Source organism: Nocardioides sp., assembly GCF_024509035.1.
Classification (GTDB): Bacteria; Actinomycetota; Actinomycetes; order Propionibacteriales; family Nocardioidaceae; genus Nocardioides.
The window spans coordinates 25,232-42,328 of sequence record NZ_JANINT010000034.1; the positions used below are offsets into that span (position 1 = coordinate 25,232).

Genomic DNA, 17,097 nt, shown 5'->3' on the forward strand with positions numbered 1-17,097 from the left:
CCCTGCCGGGTTCCCGATGGGCGGGATCCCGAGCCGGGTCGTGCATCCTGGTCCCATGGCGCTCCACATCACCGGCGACGAGCACGCAGACCAGGTCCTGACCGATGACCCGTTTGCTGTTCTCGTTGGCATGATGCTTGACCAGCAGTACCCGATGGAGCACGCGTTCCGTGGTCCGGCCAAGGTGCTCGACCGGTTCGGCAGCCTCGAGCCGGCGCGGATCGCGGCCGCCGATCCGGATGAGTTCGCCGCGCTGTGCAGCACGCCGCCGGCGATCCACCGGTTCCCGGGCTCGATGGCGCGGCGGCTGCAGGAGCTGGCGGCCCTGGTCGAGGAGCGGTACGACGGCGACGCGGAGCGGCTGTGGACCGAGGCGGCCAGCGGCAAGGAGCTGCTGGCCCGGGTGATGGAGCTGCCGGGGTTCGGCAAGCAGAAGGCGCAGATCTTCGTCGCGCTGCTGGCCAAGCAGCTCGGCGTACGCCCCGACGGGTGGGAGGCTGCGGTCGGCGCCTATGCCGAGCCCGGCTACCGCTCGGTGGCCGACGTCGTCGACGCCGACTCCCTGCACAAGGTGCGCGACTACAAGAAGCAGAAGAAGGCGGCGGCGAAGGCCGCCTCGGCCTGAGCGCCTGGGCCGGTTGGCTAGACCACCTCGGACCTACTCGCGAGTCACCGCGATCTGCACCTAGCGTCACGGGCGGCGAGCCTGGAGATCGACCGAGTTCCCCTCCCACAGGATCCGTCCTCTCGGGGCGCCGCCGGGCCCCGTCGACCTGCGGTCGGCGGGGCTCTTCGCGTCCCGGCCGCGAGCGCCGCTGCGCCGGGGCGCCCAGATCTGGGGGGATTGCCGGTATCTCAGGACCCCCGTGGCAGAATGAACGCCGCGGCTCTTGACGTTACCGGGCTTCGCCGCGCCCCGATCCTGGTCCACCGTCGTTGACGAGAGGTGTTCGTGTCCTCGAACGCGCGCAAGCTGCTCCCCGCCGAGGTGCTCACGCACCCTGCCGTCGTCACCCTCATCGAGCGAGGTACGCCGACCGGCAGCATCACTCCGGAGGAGGTGCGCCGGGCCAGTGAGGACGCGGCCGTCGAGCCTCGCCACCTCAAGGCGCTGCTGGCGCACCTGAGCTCGCTCGGCATCGCCGTGCAGATCCCGGCCGGCGGCCGTGCGGTCGCCGCGACATCGGCGCGCAAGACCACCACGGCCAAGACGGCGACGAAGAAGGCCGCGGCGCCCGCCAAGAAGGCCGCCGCCAAGCCGGCCGCCAGCGCGGGTGCGACCAAGACCGCGACCAAGACCGCGGCCAAGAAGGCCGCTGCCACCGAGGCCGTCGCCGTCGACGAGGCGACCGTCGTGGTCGGCCCCGACGGCAAGAAGGTCCTCCCGGACATCTCCGACGAGCAGTTCGAGCAGGACGTCGTCGCCGACCCCACCATCAAGGAGGACGAGGAGGAGGCCACGGCCACCACCTCGTTCGTCGTCTCCGCCGCCGACGACACCGACGAGCCCGCGCAGCAGGTCATGGTCGCGGGCGCGACCGCCGACCCGGTCAAGGACTACCTCAAGCAGATCGGCAAGGTCCCGCTGCTCAACGCCGAGATGGAGGTCGAGCTCGCCAAGCGGATCGAGGCCGGCCTGTTCTCGGAGGAGAAGCTCGCCAAGGGCGGCAAGATCACCCCGAAGCTCCAGGAGGAGCTCGAGTGGATCGCCGAGGACGGCCGACGCGCCAAGAACCACCTCCTCGAGGCCAACCTGCGCCTCGTGGTCTCCCTGGCCAAGCGCTACACCGGCCGCGGCATGCTCTTCCTGGACCTGATCCAGGAGGGCAACCTCGGTCTGATCCGTGCGGTCGAGAAGTTCGACTACACCAAGGGCTACAAGTTCTCGACCTACGCGACGTGGTGGATCCGCCAGGCGATCACCCGCGCGATGGCCGACCAGGCGCGCACGATCCGCATCCCCGTGCACATGGTCGAGGTCATCAACAAGCTCGCCCGTGTCCAGCGCCAGATGCTCCAGGACCTGGGCCGCGAGCCCACCCCGGAGGAGCTGGCCAAGGAGCTCGACATGACCCCCGAGAAGGTCATCGAGGTCCAGAAGTACGGCCGCGAGCCGATCTCGTTGCACACCCCGCTCGGCGAGGACGGCGACTCCGAGTTCGGCGACCTCATCGAGGACTCCGAGGCGATCGTCCCGGCCGACGCCGTGTCGTTCACGCTGCTGCAGGAGCAGCTGCACGCCGTCCTCGACACGCTCTCCGAGCGCGAGGCGGGCGTGGTCAGCATGCGGTTCGGCCTCACCGACGGCCAGCCCAAGACCCTCGACGAGATCGGCAAGGTCTACGGCGTGACCCGCGAGCGGATCCGCCAGATCGAGTCCAAGACGATGTCCAAGCTGCGTCACCCGTCGCGCTCCCAGGTGCTGCGCGACTACCTGGACTGAGCTCCCGCGGGGCAGTGCCGCCGGCGGGCTTGCAACCTTTCCCGCCGGTCGGTTGTCTGAGAGGCATGCACCTCACCTCTCGGACCAGCTCCCGGATCGTCTCTCTGACCCTCGCCCCGGTGGCGCTCGCCACCGCCCTGCTCGGCGCGGCGCTCGCACCGGCCTCGGCCGAGCGGGCGTCGTACGCCGACCCCGACAAGGACAGCGGCTACTCGCTCAACGACCTGCGGCGGGTGGCGGTGAACCATGACGCCGACCGGTTCAGCGTGCGCGTGAAGGTCGTCGACCTGCGACGTCGGTCGGAGGCCGGACCGGCGGGCCTCACGATCCGGGTCGACACCCGGTCGGGCCGCTCGGGTCCGGAGTACCGGCTCACGACCGGTCTCTACTCCGGCACCGACTACCAGCTCATGCGCGTGCGCGGCGGCAAGGCCGTGGGGGACCCGCTGTCCTGCGACCACACCGTCCGGCTCGGCTTCGCGGCCGACGTCGTGCGGTTCTCGGCCGACCGCGCCTGCCTCGGCTCCCCGGCTCGCGCGCGCGTCTCGGTGAAGATGACCGACCTGTACGACGGCTCGCACCCCGTCACCGACTGGCTCGGCGCGCCCGGCTCCTGGACGTCCTGGCTCGCGGCGGGCTGAGGGTCCTAGCCGGCCGCGACCAGCGCGACGGCGCACGCGCACAACGCGAGGCCGACGCCCTGGGCGCGATGGACGTGCTCGCGCAGCACGGTGGCCGCGAGCAGCACCGTGAACGCCGGGTAGAGCGAGGTGACCACCGAGGTCACGGTCAGGTAGCCGCCCTGGGTGGCGACGAGGAAGGCCCCCGTGGCGAGCGCGCCGAGGCTGCCGCTGAGCATGCCGCCGGCGGCGTAGCGGTTGCGCGGGACCCAGTCGCGGCGCAGGAGGATCGCGACGGCGACGATCGCCACGCCCGCGACGAGCTGGTTGAGGGCCAGCGGCAAGAAGCCGGCCTCCTCGGGGATCTGGGCGAGCGCGGCGAACAGCGTGCCGAACCCCAGGCCGGCGAGGATCCCGTCGAGCAGGCCGGAGCCACCCGGGGAGGCCGTCTCGGCCGGCTCACGGGAGACCAGCCAGATCGCCGGCAGCGCGAGCACGATGCCCACCCACACCAGCTGGCCGGGGCGCTCGCCCGTGCCGACGCCGACGGCCACCGGCACGAGGACCGACCCGACGGCCGAGACCGGGGCGACCACGCCCATCCGGCCCGACGACAGGCCGCGGTAGAGGAACGCCGTACCGAACCCGTTGCCGAGGCCCGCGAGGAGGCTCCAGGCGAGGTCGGTGCCGGTGGGGGAGCCGTCGGTGACGAGGACGAGGAGCAGCACGAGCGTGCCGCCGGTGACCTGGCCGACGAGCGAGACCGCCCAGGCGCCACCACGTCGGGAGAAGATGCCGCCGTTGAAGTCGCTGAGCCCGTAGGCCACCGCGGCGAGCAGGGACAGCAGGATCGGCATCAGGTCGCCACCACGCCGACCACCCAGGCGAGGGTCGCGGCGAGCGCCGCGGCCAGCTCGATGAGGATGCTCAGGCCCACGGCCTTGAGCGAGTGCACCGTGGACGGCCAGGCCTGGGCGGATCCGACCCGGCGCAGCTCGGCGAGGTAGACGCCCAGCACGAAGCCCAGGACCAGCCCGACGACCGGCACGACGAAGAACCCGACGACGCCGAGCAGCGCGCCGACCCACTGGGTGGAGGCCGGGATGCCCGCGCTCTGGAGGCGCCGGCCGGGCAGCAGGTACTTCACCACGGTTCCGGCGGCCAGGATCGCGACCGCGACGGCGAGGACGAGCCAGCCGGCGGTCTCGCCGACCGACCAGGCCCACACGAGGATCGCCGCGCCGACCAGAGCAGTGCCGGGCAGGATCGGCACCACGATCCCGACCAGCCCGACCGCGATCGCCAGGGCGACGAGGATCTCGGTCGAGCTCATGGCCCGAACCCTGTCACAGATGCACCGCGGCCCCGGACAGGTGTCCGGGGCCGCGGTGAGAGGTCTGCGTTGTCGGCGTCCTCAGCGCTCGCCCTCGGGGGCGTTGGCCGGGGTGCCGGAGAGCTTGTGGGTCTCGTCGACGACGTTCACGGCGATCTCCTTGAGCTTGTCACCGTGCTCACGGGCGTGGTGGGCGCAGAAGAGCAGCTCACCGCCCGACTGGAGCTCTACGCGAAGGTAGGCCTGGGCTCCGCAACGGTCGCAACGGTCCGCCGCGCTCAGCGCGGCGGTGCTGGGGGCAACTGCAGTGGTCACATCGGCCTCATTTCTCTTCTGCCTCGGTGTCTGGCACAACGTAGCGGCGGGCTCCAAGATTCCCGGTCCTGCGTGGTGTCCGACACCTCATCCAATCACGTTCACACTTCCCTCTTCGGCCGATTTCCATGCCTTGGGAGACATCGAAGGGACCTCGTCGGGAAAACGACGAACACTCGAGAGTGTGACGCCGGTGTGGGCCCGGACGTTGCGGAAGCGATCACCCGAGAACCGATCGTGTCCACATCGTGACGTGCGCCACGGTGCTGCTCTGCTGTTGAACTGGTTGCTGTCGAGCTGGAGTGCTGCTGCGCGGATGGTGCTCGGGGAAGTGCTGACCACGGTAGCCGCGGGCCAGCCGCCGCCCCCGCAGGCGAGCCTTCACCGACCTCCGGCGTGTCGCAGGTAGATTCGACACCCAGACCCGCACGGATTTCATCCGGCCCGAGACTCGAGCACCCAGACCCGAGCCGGCACGACCAGGAGCCCACGATCGACAACACGTACAACGCAGCGCACCTCCTCGTCCTCGAGGGCCTGGAGGCGGTCCGCAAGCGTCCCGGGATGTACATCGGCTCGACCGACACCCGCGGCCTGATGCACTGCCTGTGGGAGATCATCGACAACGGCGTCGACGAGGCGCTCGGTGGCCACGCGACCCACGTCGAGGTGACCTTGCACCCCGACGGCTCGGCCGAGGTCTACGACGACGGCCGCGGCATCCCGACCGACAAGGAGCCCAAGACGGGCCTCCCGGGCGTCGAGGTCGTGGCCACCAAGCTGCACGCCGGCGGCAAGTTCGGCGGCGGCTCGTACGTCGCGACCGGTGGTCTGCACGGTGTCGGCCTCTCGGTCGTCAACGCGCTCGCGACGCGGATGGACATCGACGTCGACCGCTCGCCCGCCCGGCAGGGCATCTCGTTCCGGCGCGGCGTCCCGGGTGTGTTCGCCGGGGAGGGACCCGAGGCCGACTTCGAGCCGCGCTCCGGCCTGACCCGCAAGGGCAGCCGGGTCGCCAAGGGCCGGTCCGGCACTCGCATCGTGTTCTGGCCCGACCGCCAGATCTTCACCAAGGACGCCCAGTTCGTCTACGAGGACCTGATCGGGCGCGCTCGGCAGACCTCGTTCATCGTCCCCGGCCTCGAGCTGGTCATCCGCGACCTGCGCGGCCCCGACCCCGTCGAGGAGAAGTTCCGCCACGACGGCGGCATCGCGGAGTTCGCCGACTTCCTCGCCCCCGACGAGCCGGTCACCGACATCCTGCGGCTCCAGGGCACCGAGACGTTCACCGAGACGGTGCCGCTGCTGGACGAGAAGGGTCAGATGACCCCTCAGGAGGTCGAGCGCGAGCTGCACGTCGACGTGGCACTGCGCTGGGGCACCGGCTACGACACCGTGGTCCGCTCGTTCGTCAACGTGATCGCGACGCCCAAGGGCGGCACCCACGTCAGCGGGTTCGAGCAGGCCGTGACGCGCACGTTCAACGACGTGATGAAGTCCGCGAAGGTCCTCAAGGTCAACGACGACGACGTCATCAAGGACGACGTGCTCGAGGGCATGACGGCCGTCGTCACGGTGCGGCTCGCCGAGCCCCAGTTCGAGGGGCAGACCAAGGAGATCCTCGGCACGCCGGCGGCGCGCACCGTCGTGCGCCGCGTGGTCGCTGCGGAGCTGAAGAAGTTCCTCACCTCGACCAAGCGCGCCGAGAAGGCCCAGGCCAAGCTCGTCATGGAGAAGGTCGCGGGCGCCGCCAAGACGCGGCTCGCGGCCCGTCAGCACAAGGAGACCCAGCGCCGCAAGAACGCGCTGGAGTCCTCGGCGCTGCCCTCCAAGCTCGCCGACTGCCGGGCCGCCGACAACGACCGCAGCGAGCTGTTCATCGTCGAGGGTGACTCCGCGCTCGGCACAGCCAAGCTGGCCCGCAACTCCGAGTTCCAGGCGCTGCTGCCGATCCGGGGCAAGATCCTCAACGTCCAGAAGGCCTCGGTCGGCGACATGCTCAAGAACGCCGAGTGCGCCTCGATCATCCAGGTGGTCGGCGCGGGGTCGGGCCGCACGTTCGACATCGACGCGCGCCGCTACGGCCGGATCATCTTCATGGCCGACGCCGACAGCGACGGCGCCCACATCCGGTGCCTGCTGGCGACGCTGTTCTACAAGTACATGCCGGAGCTGATCCAGGAGGGCCGCGTCTACACGGCGGTGCCGCCCCTGCACCGCGTGGAGATCTCCAACCCCAAGAAGGGCATGGACAAGTACGTCTACACCTACTCCGACGACGAGCTGCAGCGAAAGCTCGCCGAGCTGAAGAAGAAGGGCGTGCGCTGGAAGGACCCGGTGCAGCGCTACAAGGGTCTCGGCGAGATGGACGCCGACCAGCTCGCGGAGACCACGATGGACCCGCGCCACCGCACGCTGCGCCGCATCACGATCGACAACGCCGAGGAGGCCGCGCACGTCTTCGAGCTGCTCATGGGCTCCGACGTCGCGCCGCGCAAGGAGTTCATCGTGCAGGGCGCCTACGAGGTCGACGTCGAGACGCTGGACGCCTGAGTGTGACGACCGCCCCCGGGCCGGAGGATCCGGCCGGCTCCCGGCCCCCGGTCGACCCGGACATCGACCTGCACGTCCCGGGACAGCGGGTCGAGTGGCACCGGCACCGCAACGTGTTGCCGGCGATCGCCGCCGGCGGGATGGTGGGGGCGAGTGCGCGGTACGCCGCCGGCCGGGTGTGGCCCACGAGCGGCCACGACCTGCCCTGGACGGTCCTGGGGGTGAACGCGGTCGGGTGCCTGCTCATCGGGGCGCTCATGGTCGCGGTCGTCGAGGTCGGCGGCACCCATCCGCTGCTGCGCCCGTTCGTCGGGGTGGGGGTGTTGGGCGGGTTCACCACCTTCTCGACGTACGCCGTCGACGTGGTCTCGCTGGTGGACGCCGGCCATCCCGGGCGGGCGCTCGCCTATGCGGCGCTCACCCTGGTGGTGGCGCTCGCCGCCGTGGCCGCGGGGGTGGCAGCCGGCCGGGTGGTCGCCGCACGACATGAGGAGCGGACCGCATGACGTTCGTCTGGGTCTGTCTCGGGGCCGCCGTGGGGGCGCCGGGTCGCTACCTCCTCGACCGGGCCGTCCAAGCCCGCCACGACAGCGTGATGCCGTGGGGGACGATGCTGGTCAACGTGATCGGCTCGCTCGCGCTCGGGCTGCTGGTCGGGCTGTCGACCGGGAGCGACGTCCCGGACGCAGTCATGCTGACGCTGGGCACGGGGCTCTGCGGTGCACTGACGACGTACAGCACCTTCGGCTACGAGACGTTCCGTCTGTTCGAGGACGGAGCACGCCTCTATGCCGTGCTCAACGTGTGCCTGAGCCTGGTGGCCGGGCTCGGCGCCGCGGCGCTCGGCTACGTGGTCGGGCTCGGGTTCTGACGATCCCTGGTTGAAATATGGACCTTCGGCCCCCGGATCCGGTCCGGGCGGCCCCCGTCGCCGGCCGGCCGCCCGCATAGGGTCGTCCCCGTGTGCACCAGCGTCTACGTGGCCTCCGTCGAGGGCTCGACCGGCAAGTCCGCGATCGCCCTGGGCGTGCTCGACGCCTTGTCGCGGCGGGTCGAGCGGGTCGGCGTCTTCCGACCGATCGTCCGCAACGACCTGGCGACCGCGCGGGGGGAGCGGGACTACGTCCTCGACCTGCTGACGGGCCACGAGGCGGTCACCCTCGACTACGACGAGTGCACCGGCGTGACGTACGACGACGTGCACGCCGACCCGGTCGCCGCGCTCGACACGATCGTGGAGCGCTACCACCGCGTGGCCGAGCGCTGCGACGCCGTCGTGGTCGTCGGCTCGGACTACACCGACGTCGCCACCCCGACCGAGCTGTCCTACAACGCCCGGATCGCGGCCAACCTGAGCTCGCCGATCCTGCTGGTGCTCAACGGCAAGGAGCGCACGCCGATCGACCTGGTCACGCTCGCCGACATCGCGACGTCGGCGATCACGGCCAACCACGCCACGCTGTTCGCGATCGTCGCGAACCGCGTGACGCACCCCGACCCCACCGAGGTGGTCGCGGCCCTCGGCTCGGAGTCGGTGCCGGCGTACGCGCTTCCCTACGACCCGCTGCTCTCGGCGCCGTCGACGGCCGACCTGATGCCGGCCGTCGACGGGACGCTGGTCTCGGGTGATCCGACGATGCTCGACCGCGAGGTGCTCGGCCTGCTCGTCGCGGGGATGACGATGCCCAACGTGCTCGACCGGCTCTTCGACGGAGCCGTGGTGGTCACGGCGGGCGACCGGCCCGAGGTGGTCCTCGGCGTGCTGATGGCGCACGTGTCCGCCAACTTCCCGCAGGTGGCCGCGATCGTGCTCAACGGCGGGATCGACCTGCCGCCCCAGGTCGCGCGCCTGCTCGAGGGCATCGGGTCGACGCTGCCGATCGTGGCGACCGACCTCGCCACTCAGGAGACCTCCGCCGCGCTGAGCTCGGTGCGGGGCCGGCTCACCGCGAGCTCGTCGCGCAAGATCGCCGCCGCGCTGGCGCTGTTCGCCCAGCACGTCGACGGTGTGGGCCTGCTCGACCGCCTGGACGTCTCGCGGACCACCGCCGTCACCCCGCTGATGTTCGAGCACCAGCTCGTCGACGACGCGACCAGCCGCCCGCAGCACATCGTGCTCCCGGAGGGGGAGGAGGAGCGGGTGCTCCGCGCCGCCGACCTCCTGCTGCGCCGGGGCGTCGCCGACCTGACCCTGCTCGGCGACCCGATCCGGATCAGCGCGCTGGCTGCCGGCATCGGCGTGGACGTGTCCGCCGCGACGCTGCTGGACCCGCGGACCTCCGACCTGGCCGACGAGTTCGCCGAGGAGTACTACCAGCGCCGCAAGCACCGCGGCCTGGAGCGTGCCGACGCGCTCGCCCGGGTGCGCGACGAGTCCTACTTCGGCACCCTCATGGTCGAGCTGGGGCACGCCGACGGCATGGTGTCGGGCGCGATCCACACGACGGCCCACACGATCCGGCCGGCCCTCGAGGTCGTCCGCACCGTGCCGGGCGTCTCGGTCGTGTCCTCGGTGTTCTTCATGTGCCTGGAGAACCAGGTCCTCGTCTACGGCGACTGCGCGGTCAACCCCGACCCGACCGCCGAGCAGCTCGCCGACATCGCCGTCTCCTCGGCGGCCACCGCCGCGGCGTTCGGCATCGAGCCGCGGGTCGCGATGCTGTCCTACTCCACCGGCTCCTCGGGTGCCGGCAGCGACGTCGAGAAGGTCTCGGCCGCGACGGCGCTCGTGCGCGAACGGGCGCCGGAGCTGCTCGTCGAGGGCCCGATCCAGTACGACGCGGCCATCGACCCCACGGTCGCGCGCACCAAGCTGCCGGACTCGCCGGTCGCCGGCCGGGCCACGGTCTTCGTCTTCCCCGACCTCAACACCGGCAACAACACCTACAAGGCGGTCCAGCGCTCTGCCGGGGCCGTCGCCATCGGCCCGGTCCTGCAGGGGCTGCGCAAGCCGGTCAACGACCTCTCCCGTGGCGCCACCGTGCGTGACATCGTCAACACGGTGGCGATCACCGCCATCCAGGCCCAGCAGCTGAAGGAGACCCCCGCGTGAGCGCGCTCGTCCTGGTCATCAACGCGGGGTCGTCCTCGCTCAAGTACAGCCTGCTCGACGCCGAGACCGGCGAGAGCCAGGCCGTCGGCCTCGCGGAGCGCATCGCGGACTCCTCCGGCGCGAGCGGCATCCTCAGCCACACCGGTCCCGACGGCGTCAAGCACCGCCAGGAGCTGGCCCTGCCCTCGCACGAGGACGCGCTGCGCGCCGCGCTCGGCGCGTTCGAGGCCCACGGACCGTCGCTGGACGACGTCGAGATCGCCGCGGTCGGCCACCGGGTCGTGCACGGCGGTGCGCGGTTCTCCGAGCCCGTGCTCGTCGACGACGCCGTCCTCGCCGCCGTCCGCGACCTCGTGCCGCTCGCTCCGCTCCACAACCCCGCGAACCTTGAGGGCCTCGAGGTCGCCCGCCGGATCTTCGAGACGGTGCCGCACGTCGCGGTCTTCGACACCGCCTTCCACCAGACCCTGCCCGAGCGGGCCTACACCTACGCCGTGCCGCTCGAGTGGCGCGACGAGCACCGGATCCGTCGCTACGGCTTCCACGGCACCTCGCACAAGTTCGTCTCGGGTGAGGCGGCCCGGCTGCTCGGGCGGCCCGTGGAGTCGGTGAACTCGATCGTGCTGCACCTCGGCAACGGAGCGTCGGCCACTGCGGTGGCCGGCGGCCGGTCCGTCGACACGTCGATGGGAGTCACCCCGCTGGAGGGCCTCGTGATGGGGACCCGGTCCGGTGACGTCGACCCGGCGCTGCACGCACACGTGCACCGGCAGTGGGGCTGGTCGCTGGAGCAGATCGACGACGCGCTCAACCGCGACTCGGGCGTCAAGGGCCTGCTCGGTGAGAGCGACATGCGCGCGCTCGAGCGCCGCCTGGCGGAGGGCGACCCGCGGGCCCGGCTCGCGATGGACGTCTACTGCTACCGGCTGCGCAAGTACGTCGGCGCCTACTACGCCGTGCTCGGCCGCGTCGACGCGATCGTCTTCACCGGCGGCATCGGCGAGCACGACCCCGGCGTCCGCGCCCAGGCGCTCGAGGGACTGGAGCGACTCGGCATCCGCATCGACGCCGAGGCCAACCGCGCCCAGGGCTCGGGCGCCTTCACGGTCTCGGCGCACGACAGCGAGGTCGCGGTCCTGGTGGTGCCCACCAACGAGGAGTGGGAGATCGCCCGGGAGTCGCTCGCCGTGGTGCGCGGTCAGGACGACTGAGCGCACCAGCCGCCGGTCAGTCGACGGGGTTGAGCAGCCCCGTGTCGACGTCGTAGATGAACCCGCCGACCTTGACGGAGTCGGGGATGAGCGGGTGCGAGACGACCTTGTGGATGTCGTCGGCCAGGGCCGCGTGCTGGTCGGGCACCATGCTGAAGGTCTGCCACGAGACGTCCTGGCCGGCGGAGGCGCCGACCTTCTCGCGGACCTGCTCGAGCGTCGAGGAGGCCATCGCGCAGCGGGTGTGCGGGATCACCAGGATCCGCTGGACGTTGAGCAGGTGGACACCCAGCACCAGTGCCTCGAGGGCCTGGTCGGTGACCCGGCCGCCGGGGTTGCGGAAGATCTTGGCGTCGCCCGGCTCGAGCCCGAGCATGCCGAGGGGGTCGATGCGCGAGTCCATGCAGGTCACGATGGCGACGCCCGCACGGGCGACGCCGTCGAAGCCGGCGAGCTCGAAGTGCGAGGCGAAGTCGCGGTTGGCGGCGAGCAGGTCGTCGAAGTCCGAGGTAGCCACGGACCGGAGGGTAACGGACCGGTTCAACCGGCGGAGCGGAGCAGCTCGCTCGTCGAGACGGCCCGCGTGGCAGCGCCGCGGAACACCACGAGCGCAGCCAGTCCCGCGACGACCGCGCACACGGCCGCGCCCGCGAACACCGTGTGCTCCTGGGCGATCCCGGCCGACTTGAGGAGGTCGGTGAACTCCGCGCACCGGGTCCGCCCGTCGCACACCTCCCGTGCCGAGGGCAGGTCGCCCTGCTCGGCGTAGTAGCGCCGCAACCCGAGCGTGGTCAGCGCGGAGATGCCCACGAGCATCCCCACCATGCGTGCGACGACCACGAACGCGCTCGCCAGGCCGTGCACGTCGTCGTCGGTGCTGGCCAGCACCGCGGCGTTCACGGGCGCCAGCGCCAGGCCGAACCCGAAGCCGCCGAGCACCAGCGGCGCGGTCGCGATCGGGTGGTCGAGCGCCTGGAGGCCCCAGGTCGCCATCCACGCGAACCCGCCGGCCGCGCAGGCCATCCCGGCGGCGGTCACCACGCCGGCGCTCACCGCTCGGGTGAGGTAGCCCCCGAGGACCGCGCCGACCGGGAGGGCGACCAGGAACCGCACCAGCACCAGCGCCGCCATCAGCTGGGAGTCGGGGTAGACGGTCGTGCGTGCGAAGAGCGGGATGTCGATGAGGGCGGCGATCAGCGCAGCCCCGACGAAGAAGCTGACGAGCATCGCTCCCCACGCCGGGCGTCGCCGCAGGGTGCCCGTCGGCACGAGGGGTGCCGGCGCGCGGCGGAGGTGGACGACGAACGCCGCGGTGGCGAACGCCGCGCCGAGGAGGTACCAGACGCCCTGGTCGGAGAACACCTGCACCTTGGGGTCGGCGGTGGCGAAGGCCAGGATCACGCCGGCCAGCGCGAGCGCGAGGAACAGCGCGCCGAGCAGGTCGGCCTCGCGCAGGGTGCGCACCCAGGCCCTCAGGTCGAGCAGCGGCCGGCGGGCGGTCAGGCTGCGGACCACGAGGAGGGCTGCCGCGCCGATGGTGACCAGGCCCAGGGGGGTCAGCCAGCGCCCGTCCCCGGCGACGGGGATGAACAGCTGCCCCCACGTCAGGTCGCGCATCAGCTGGCTGGGCTGCACGAACACCAGCGCTCCGGCCACGAGCGTCACCAGGGCGAGCAGGAGCCCGATCCAGTCCAACCTCACGTTGACCCGCCCGAAACTTTCGGGCGGGTCAACGTGGGAGAGGCGCCGGATCGCCGCGGCGAGGACCAGGCCGACCGCGACGTTGACGAGGAAGATCGCGCGCCAGTCGGCGACCGCGAGGACCAGCGCCCCGAAGAGCGGGCCGAGCACGCTGCCGAGCTCCTGGACCGCGGAGACGACGCCGAGCGGCACGCCGCGGCGCTCGGCGGGGTAGAGGTCGGCGACCAGTGCGAGCGTGGCCGGCACCAGCCCGCCGCCGCCCACGCCCTGGAGGAAGCGCCCGGCCACCATCGAGGGCATGTCGTAGGCGAGCGTCGTGACCAGCGAGCCGAGGGCGAAGATGACCAGCGCGGTCACCAGCACCGGCACCCGGCCGCGCAGGTCGGCGATCCGGCCGATGAGCGGCAGCATCGCGACGTACCCGAGCAGGAAGCCGGAGATGATCGGTGCGGCCCGCTGCAGCTGGTCGACGGGCACGCCCGCGCTCGCCATCATGTCCGGCAGCGCGAGCACGACGACGTAGGTGTCGGCGGCGGCGAAGGCGACGGCCACGGCCGCGAGGGCGAGCAGCAGTCGCGGGGAGCCCATCAGCACCCCGTCACGGCGCCGCGATGTCCTTCTCGGTGCCGTAGTCCTCGAAGGTCACGGTGTAGGTCATCGCGTCGGAGTCTTGGTAGAAGACCCCGGTCAGGGCGGCGCTGCGCAGCTCGCCCTCGTCGGTCACGGTGTACGTCGCGTCGAACTCGCCCGAGGCGGTCGGGATGATGTTCGTGACGACGTCGGAGCCGACCGTGCCGGTGTACTCGGTGAGCACCTCGCTGTTGCCCTCGCCGCCGCGGACGCTCTCACCCTGCTCGAGGTCGGTCGTCGCCGGGAGCAGGGCGGAGAACCCCGCGTCGGGGCTCATCAGCGTGGCCGGGTCGGGGGCGCCGTACTCGGCCGGGTCGATGTCCTGCCACCCGGGCGTGAACGGCAGCTGCACGTAGACCTTCCGGTCCACCGCGACGACCGGCACCTCGAAGGCCTGCCCGGAGAGCCGGACCGTGAGCTTGCCGTCGAACGCCGGCGCGTGGGTGCCGACCCCCTCGGCCGACTCGACGCCGGTGACTCCGTCGGGCAGGTCGTCGGTCGTGAGCGTGATGCTCACGCCGCTGGTGTCGTCGAGGGCCTCCTTGGCCTGCGCGAGCGCCTCCTCGGGGCTGGCGCTGGGCGCGGCCTTCGAGTCGTCGCTGCACCCGGTCGCGGTGACCGACACGACGGTGAGGGCGACGGCGAGCAGCGCGGAGGCCGCGCGGTGGCGAGGGAGCACGGCGTCAGCCTTGCACACCGGCGGCGGCCGCGACGCGGCCGGCGACCGGGCCCGCGCACGCGGCGATCGGCTGGCTGCCGGGCACGCCAGAGCCGTCCCGGCGGCCGTTGGCCTCCGGGAGGTCGATCGGCGAGCCGCTCGAGGCCGCGGCCCGCGCGGGGGCGGCGCCGGCCCAGGCGAAGACCAGGGCGTCCTCGCCCTTGAGGAAGCGATGGCAGCGCACGCCACCGGTCGCACGGCCCTTGGGCGGGTACTCCGAGAACGGCGTCACCTTGACCGCTCCCGGCTCGGTGCCGGGAAGCGCCGTCGACGAGCCCGAGGCGGTCACGACGACCGACCCCTCCGGGGCGTCGGGGTCGACGACCCCGAACCAGGCGACGCGCTCGCCGGTGGCCAGGCGGATGCCGGCCATGCCGCCGCCCGAGCGGCCCTGCGGGCGCACGCTTGCCGCGCCGAAGTGCAGCAGCTGGGCGTCGGTGGTGATGAAGCAGAGCGTCTCGGCACCGGTGGTCAGCTCCACCGCGCCGACGACCTCGTCGCCGTCGGCGAGGCGGATGACCTCCCACTCGTCCTTGCCGAGGACCTCGGGGTTGACCCGCTTGACCGTGCCCTGCCGCGTGCCGAGCGCGAGCCCCGGGCCCTCGCCGGTGAGCGTGCACAGCCCGAGCAGCCGCTCGCCCGCCTCGAGGGACAGGATCTCGCTGACCGGCAGGCCGCCGGCCAGGTGCGGGTCGTTGGCGGTGTCGGGCAGCTGCGGGAGCTCCAGCACACCGATCTTGACCAGGCGTCCGGTGCTCGTCAGGCCGCCGACCTCGCCGCGCGCGGTCGCCCGCACGGCCGAGACGACCACGTCGTGGTTGGCCCGGCCGCCACCGCGTCCGGGCTGGTCGGCGGTGGCGGTGCGGGCCAGCAGCCCGCTGGAGGAGAGGTAGACGAAGCACGGGTCGTTGGCGACCTCGAGCGGCACGGCCGCCGCGGTCACGGCGGTGCCGGCGGACTCGAGCAGCACGGTGCGGCGCGGCGTGCCGTAGGTCTTGGCGACCTCGGCGAGCTCGTCGGAGACGACCTTCCACCGCAGCTTGTCGTCGTTGATGATCGCGTCGAGCTCCTCGATGGTGCGGCGCAGCTCGTCCTGCTCCTTCTCCAGCTCGAGGCGGGAGAACTTCGTCAGGCGGCGCAGCGGCATGTCGAGGATGTAGTCGGCCTGGGTCTCGCTGAGGTCGAAGACCGAGATCAGCCGCTCCTTGGCGGCGGCGGCGTTGTCGGAGGAGCGGATCAGCTGGATGACCTCGTCGATGTCGAGGATCGCGATCAGCAGACCCTCGACCAGGTGCAGCCGGTCGGCGGCCTTGCCGCGACGGAACACCGAGCGACGGCGTACGACGTCGAAGCGGTGGTCGAGGAAGACCTGGAGCATCTCCTTGAGGCTCAGCGTGCGGGGCTGGCCGTCGACCAGGGCGACCGCGTTGATGCCGAAGGTGTCCTCCATCGGCGTGTGCTTGTAGAGCTGCTCGAGCAGCGCCTCGGGGACGAACCCGTTCTTGACCTCGATCACCAGCCGCAGGCCGTTCTCGCGGTCGGTGAGGTCCTTCATGTCCGAGATGCCCTGCAGCTTCTTGCCCTGCACGAGGGTCTTGATGCGCTCGATGACCTTCTCGGTGCCGACGCCGTAGGGCAGCTCGGTCACCACGATGCCCTTGCGCCGGTTGGTGATCGACTCGACCCGGGCGGTGGCGCGCATCCGGAACGTGCCGCGGCCGGTCTCGTAGGCGTCGCGGATGCCCTCGAGCCCGACGATCTTGCCGCCGGTGGGCAGGTCGGGACCGGGGACGAAGCGCATCAGGTCGTCGACGGTCGCCGCCGGGTGGGTGATCAGGTGGCGCAGCGCCTGGACGACCTCGACCAGGTTGTGCGGGGCGCAGTTGGTCGCCATGCCGACCGCGATGCCGGTGGTGCCGTTGACCACCAGGCTCGGGATCGCGGCGGGCAGCACGACCGGCTCGAACTCGCGGCTGTCGTAGTTGGGCTTGAAGTCGACGGTGTCCTCGTCGATCGAGGCCGTCATCGCGACCGCCGGCGGTGCCATCCGGCACTCGGTGTAGCGCATCGCGGCGGGGGAGTCGTCGGGCGAGCCGAAGTTGCCGTGGCCGTCGATCATCGGCAGCCGCATCGACCACGGCTGGGCCAGGCGCACCAGCGCGTCGTAGATCGCGCCGTCGCCGTGGGGGTGGAGCCGACCCATGACCTCGCCGACGACGCGGGCGCTCTTGACGTGACCCCGGTCGGGGCGCAGGCCCATGTCGTTCATCGTGTAGAGGATCCGGCGCTGGACGGGCTTGAGCCCGTCGCGCGCGTCCGGGAGCGCGCGGGAGTAGATGACGGAGTAGGCGTACTCCAGGAACGACGACTCCATCTCCTGCTTGATGTCGGTGTCGAGGATGTGCTCCTCGAAGTCGTCGGGGAGCTCGTTCGTCGTCTTGCCGCGTGCCATGCCGGCGATTCTCCCAAGTGGCACCGACGGAAATGCCGCGGCCACGCCGTGGTCACCTGTCCGCGATAG

The 17,097-nt window shown here is 71.7% G+C and carries 15 protein-coding genes; 8 read left to right on the plus strand and 7 right to left on the minus strand.

What is annotated here, in order from left to right; all coding sequences use genetic code 11:
* Nucleotides 1-55 precede the first annotated feature (55 nt).
* From Q0L15_RS03345 to Q0L15_RS03355, 3 genes are all read left to right on the plus strand, one after another.
* Nucleotides 56-625, plus strand: a complete 570-nt coding sequence (locus Q0L15_RS03345; protein ID WP_296602276.1) for an HhH-GPD-type base excision DNA repair protein — start codon at nt 56-58, stop codon at nt 623-625.
* A gap of 498 nt (nt 626-1,123) precedes the next feature.
* Complete coding sequence (locus tag Q0L15_RS03350) at nt 1,124-2,443, plus strand: RNA polymerase sigma factor (protein WP_296602278.1); 1,320 nt, start codon at nt 1,124-1,126, stop codon at nt 2,441-2,443.
* A gap of 65 nt (nt 2,444-2,508) precedes the next feature.
* The gene (locus tag Q0L15_RS03355; RefSeq protein WP_296602241.1) at nt 2,509-3,084 is read left to right on the plus strand and encodes a hypothetical protein; all 576 of its coding nucleotides are present in this window, start codon (nt 2,509-2,511) and stop codon (nt 3,082-3,084) included.
* 5 nt (nt 3,085-3,089) lie between these two features.
* Here Q0L15_RS03355 and Q0L15_RS03360 read toward each other — a convergent pair whose 3' ends face one another.
* The 3 genes from Q0L15_RS03360 to Q0L15_RS03370 all read right to left on the minus strand — a co-directional run bounded on the left by Q0L15_RS03360 (nt 3,090) and on the right by Q0L15_RS03370 (nt 4,711).
* The gene (locus Q0L15_RS03360; RefSeq protein WP_296602242.1) at nt 3,090-3,920 is read right to left on the minus strand and encodes an EamA family transporter; all 831 of its coding nucleotides are present in this window, start codon (nt 3,918-3,920) and stop codon (nt 3,090-3,092) included.
* On the minus strand, nt 3,920-4,396 hold the full coding sequence (locus Q0L15_RS03365) for a DUF456 domain-containing protein (RefSeq protein ID WP_296602243.1): 477 nt from the start codon (nt 4,394-4,396) through the stop codon (nt 3,920-3,922). Before Q0L15_RS03365 ends, Q0L15_RS03360 begins: the two co-directional genes overlap by 1 nt.
* 81 nt (nt 4,397-4,477) lie before the next feature.
* A complete protein-coding gene (locus Q0L15_RS03370) occupies nt 4,478-4,711 on the minus strand; it encodes a hypothetical protein (RefSeq protein ID WP_296602244.1) in 234 nt (77 codons plus the stop codon).
* A gap of 492 nt (nt 4,712-5,203) precedes the next feature.
* Between Q0L15_RS03370 and Q0L15_RS03375 the strand changes: the two genes are divergently transcribed.
* The 5 genes from Q0L15_RS03375 to Q0L15_RS03395 all read left to right on the plus strand — a co-directional run bounded on the left by Q0L15_RS03375 (nt 5,204) and on the right by Q0L15_RS03395 (nt 11,527).
* The gene (locus tag Q0L15_RS03375) at nt 5,204-7,264 is read left to right on the plus strand and encodes a DNA topoisomerase IV subunit B (RefSeq protein ID WP_296602280.1); all 2,061 of its coding nucleotides are present in this window, start codon (nt 5,204-5,206) and stop codon (nt 7,262-7,264) included.
* Between the two features lie 2 nt (nt 7,265-7,266).
* The gene (gene crcB / locus Q0L15_RS03380; protein WP_296602246.1) at nt 7,267-7,770 is read left to right on the plus strand and encodes a fluoride efflux transporter CrcB; all 504 of its coding nucleotides are present in this window, start codon (nt 7,267-7,269) and stop codon (nt 7,768-7,770) included.
* On the plus strand, nt 7,767-8,135 hold the full coding sequence (gene crcB, locus Q0L15_RS03385; protein ID WP_296602247.1) for a fluoride efflux transporter CrcB: 369 nt from the start codon (nt 7,767-7,769) through the stop codon (nt 8,133-8,135). Before crcB (Q0L15_RS03380) ends, crcB (Q0L15_RS03385) begins: the two co-directional genes overlap by 4 nt.
* 90 nt (nt 8,136-8,225) lie before the next feature.
* On the plus strand, nt 8,226-10,316 hold the full coding sequence (gene pta / locus Q0L15_RS03390; RefSeq protein ID WP_296602248.1) for a phosphate acetyltransferase: 2,091 nt from the start codon (nt 8,226-8,228) through the stop codon (nt 10,314-10,316).
* Complete coding sequence (locus tag Q0L15_RS03395) at nt 10,313-11,527, plus strand: acetate kinase (protein ID WP_296602249.1); 1,215 nt, start codon at nt 10,313-10,315, stop codon at nt 11,525-11,527. Before pta ends, Q0L15_RS03395 begins: the two co-directional genes overlap by 4 nt.
* A gap of 16 nt (nt 11,528-11,543) precedes the next feature.
* On the opposite strand, the gene Q0L15_RS03400 is transcribed toward Q0L15_RS03395, so the two are convergent.
* From Q0L15_RS03400 to Q0L15_RS03415, 4 genes are read right to left on the minus strand one after another with little or no spacing between them, the layout of a single operon-like run.
* The gene (locus Q0L15_RS03400) at nt 11,544-12,044 is read right to left on the minus strand and encodes a carbonic anhydrase (RefSeq protein ID WP_296602250.1); all 501 of its coding nucleotides are present in this window, start codon (nt 12,042-12,044) and stop codon (nt 11,544-11,546) included.
* A gap of 23 nt (nt 12,045-12,067) precedes the next feature.
* On the minus strand, nt 12,068-13,816 hold the full coding sequence (locus tag Q0L15_RS03405; RefSeq protein WP_296602251.1) for an MFS transporter: 1,749 nt from the start codon (nt 13,814-13,816) through the stop codon (nt 12,068-12,070).
* 10 nt (nt 13,817-13,826) lie between these two features.
* Entirely contained in the window at nt 13,827-14,537 is a 711-nt protein-coding gene (locus tag Q0L15_RS03410; protein ID WP_296602253.1) for an LppX_LprAFG lipoprotein, read from the minus strand.
* Nucleotides 14,538-14,541: 4 nt separating this feature from the next.
* Nucleotides 14,542-17,028 (minus strand): DNA topoisomerase IV subunit A, encoded by a 2,487-nt coding sequence (locus tag Q0L15_RS03415; protein WP_296602254.1) that lies wholly within the window; start codon nt 17,026-17,028, stop codon nt 14,542-14,544.
* Between the last annotated feature and the right edge of the window lie 69 nt (nt 17,029-17,097).

What these genes read in the sequence shown, in the direction of transcription:
- Q0L15_RS03345 (WP_296602276.1), top strand. Translation starts at nt 56, where the DNA reads ATGGCGCTCCACATCACCGGCGACGAGCACGCAGACCAGGTCCTGACC.
- Q0L15_RS03355 (WP_296602241.1), top strand. Translation starts at nt 2,509, where the DNA reads ATGCACCTCACCTCTCGGACCAGCTCCCGGATCGTCTCTCTGACCCTC.
- Q0L15_RS03360 (WP_296602242.1), bottom strand. Translation starts at nt 3,920, where the DNA reads ATGCCGATCCTGCTGTCCCTGCTCGCCGCGGTGGCCTACGGGCTCAGC.
- Q0L15_RS03365 (WP_296602243.1), bottom strand. Translation starts at nt 4,396, where the DNA reads ATGAGCTCGACCGAGATCCTCGTCGCCCTGGCGATCGCGGTCGGGCTG.
- crcB (WP_296602247.1), top strand. Translation starts at nt 7,767, where the DNA reads ATGACGTTCGTCTGGGTCTGTCTCGGGGCCGCCGTGGGGGCGCCGGGT.
- Q0L15_RS03405 (WP_296602251.1), bottom strand. Translation starts at nt 13,816, where the DNA reads ATGGGCTCCCCGCGACTGCTGCTCGCCCTCGCGGCCGTGGCCGTCGCC.
- Q0L15_RS03415 (WP_296602254.1), bottom strand. Translation starts at nt 17,028, where the DNA reads ATGGCACGCGGCAAGACGACGAACGAGCTCCCCGACGACTTCGAGGAG.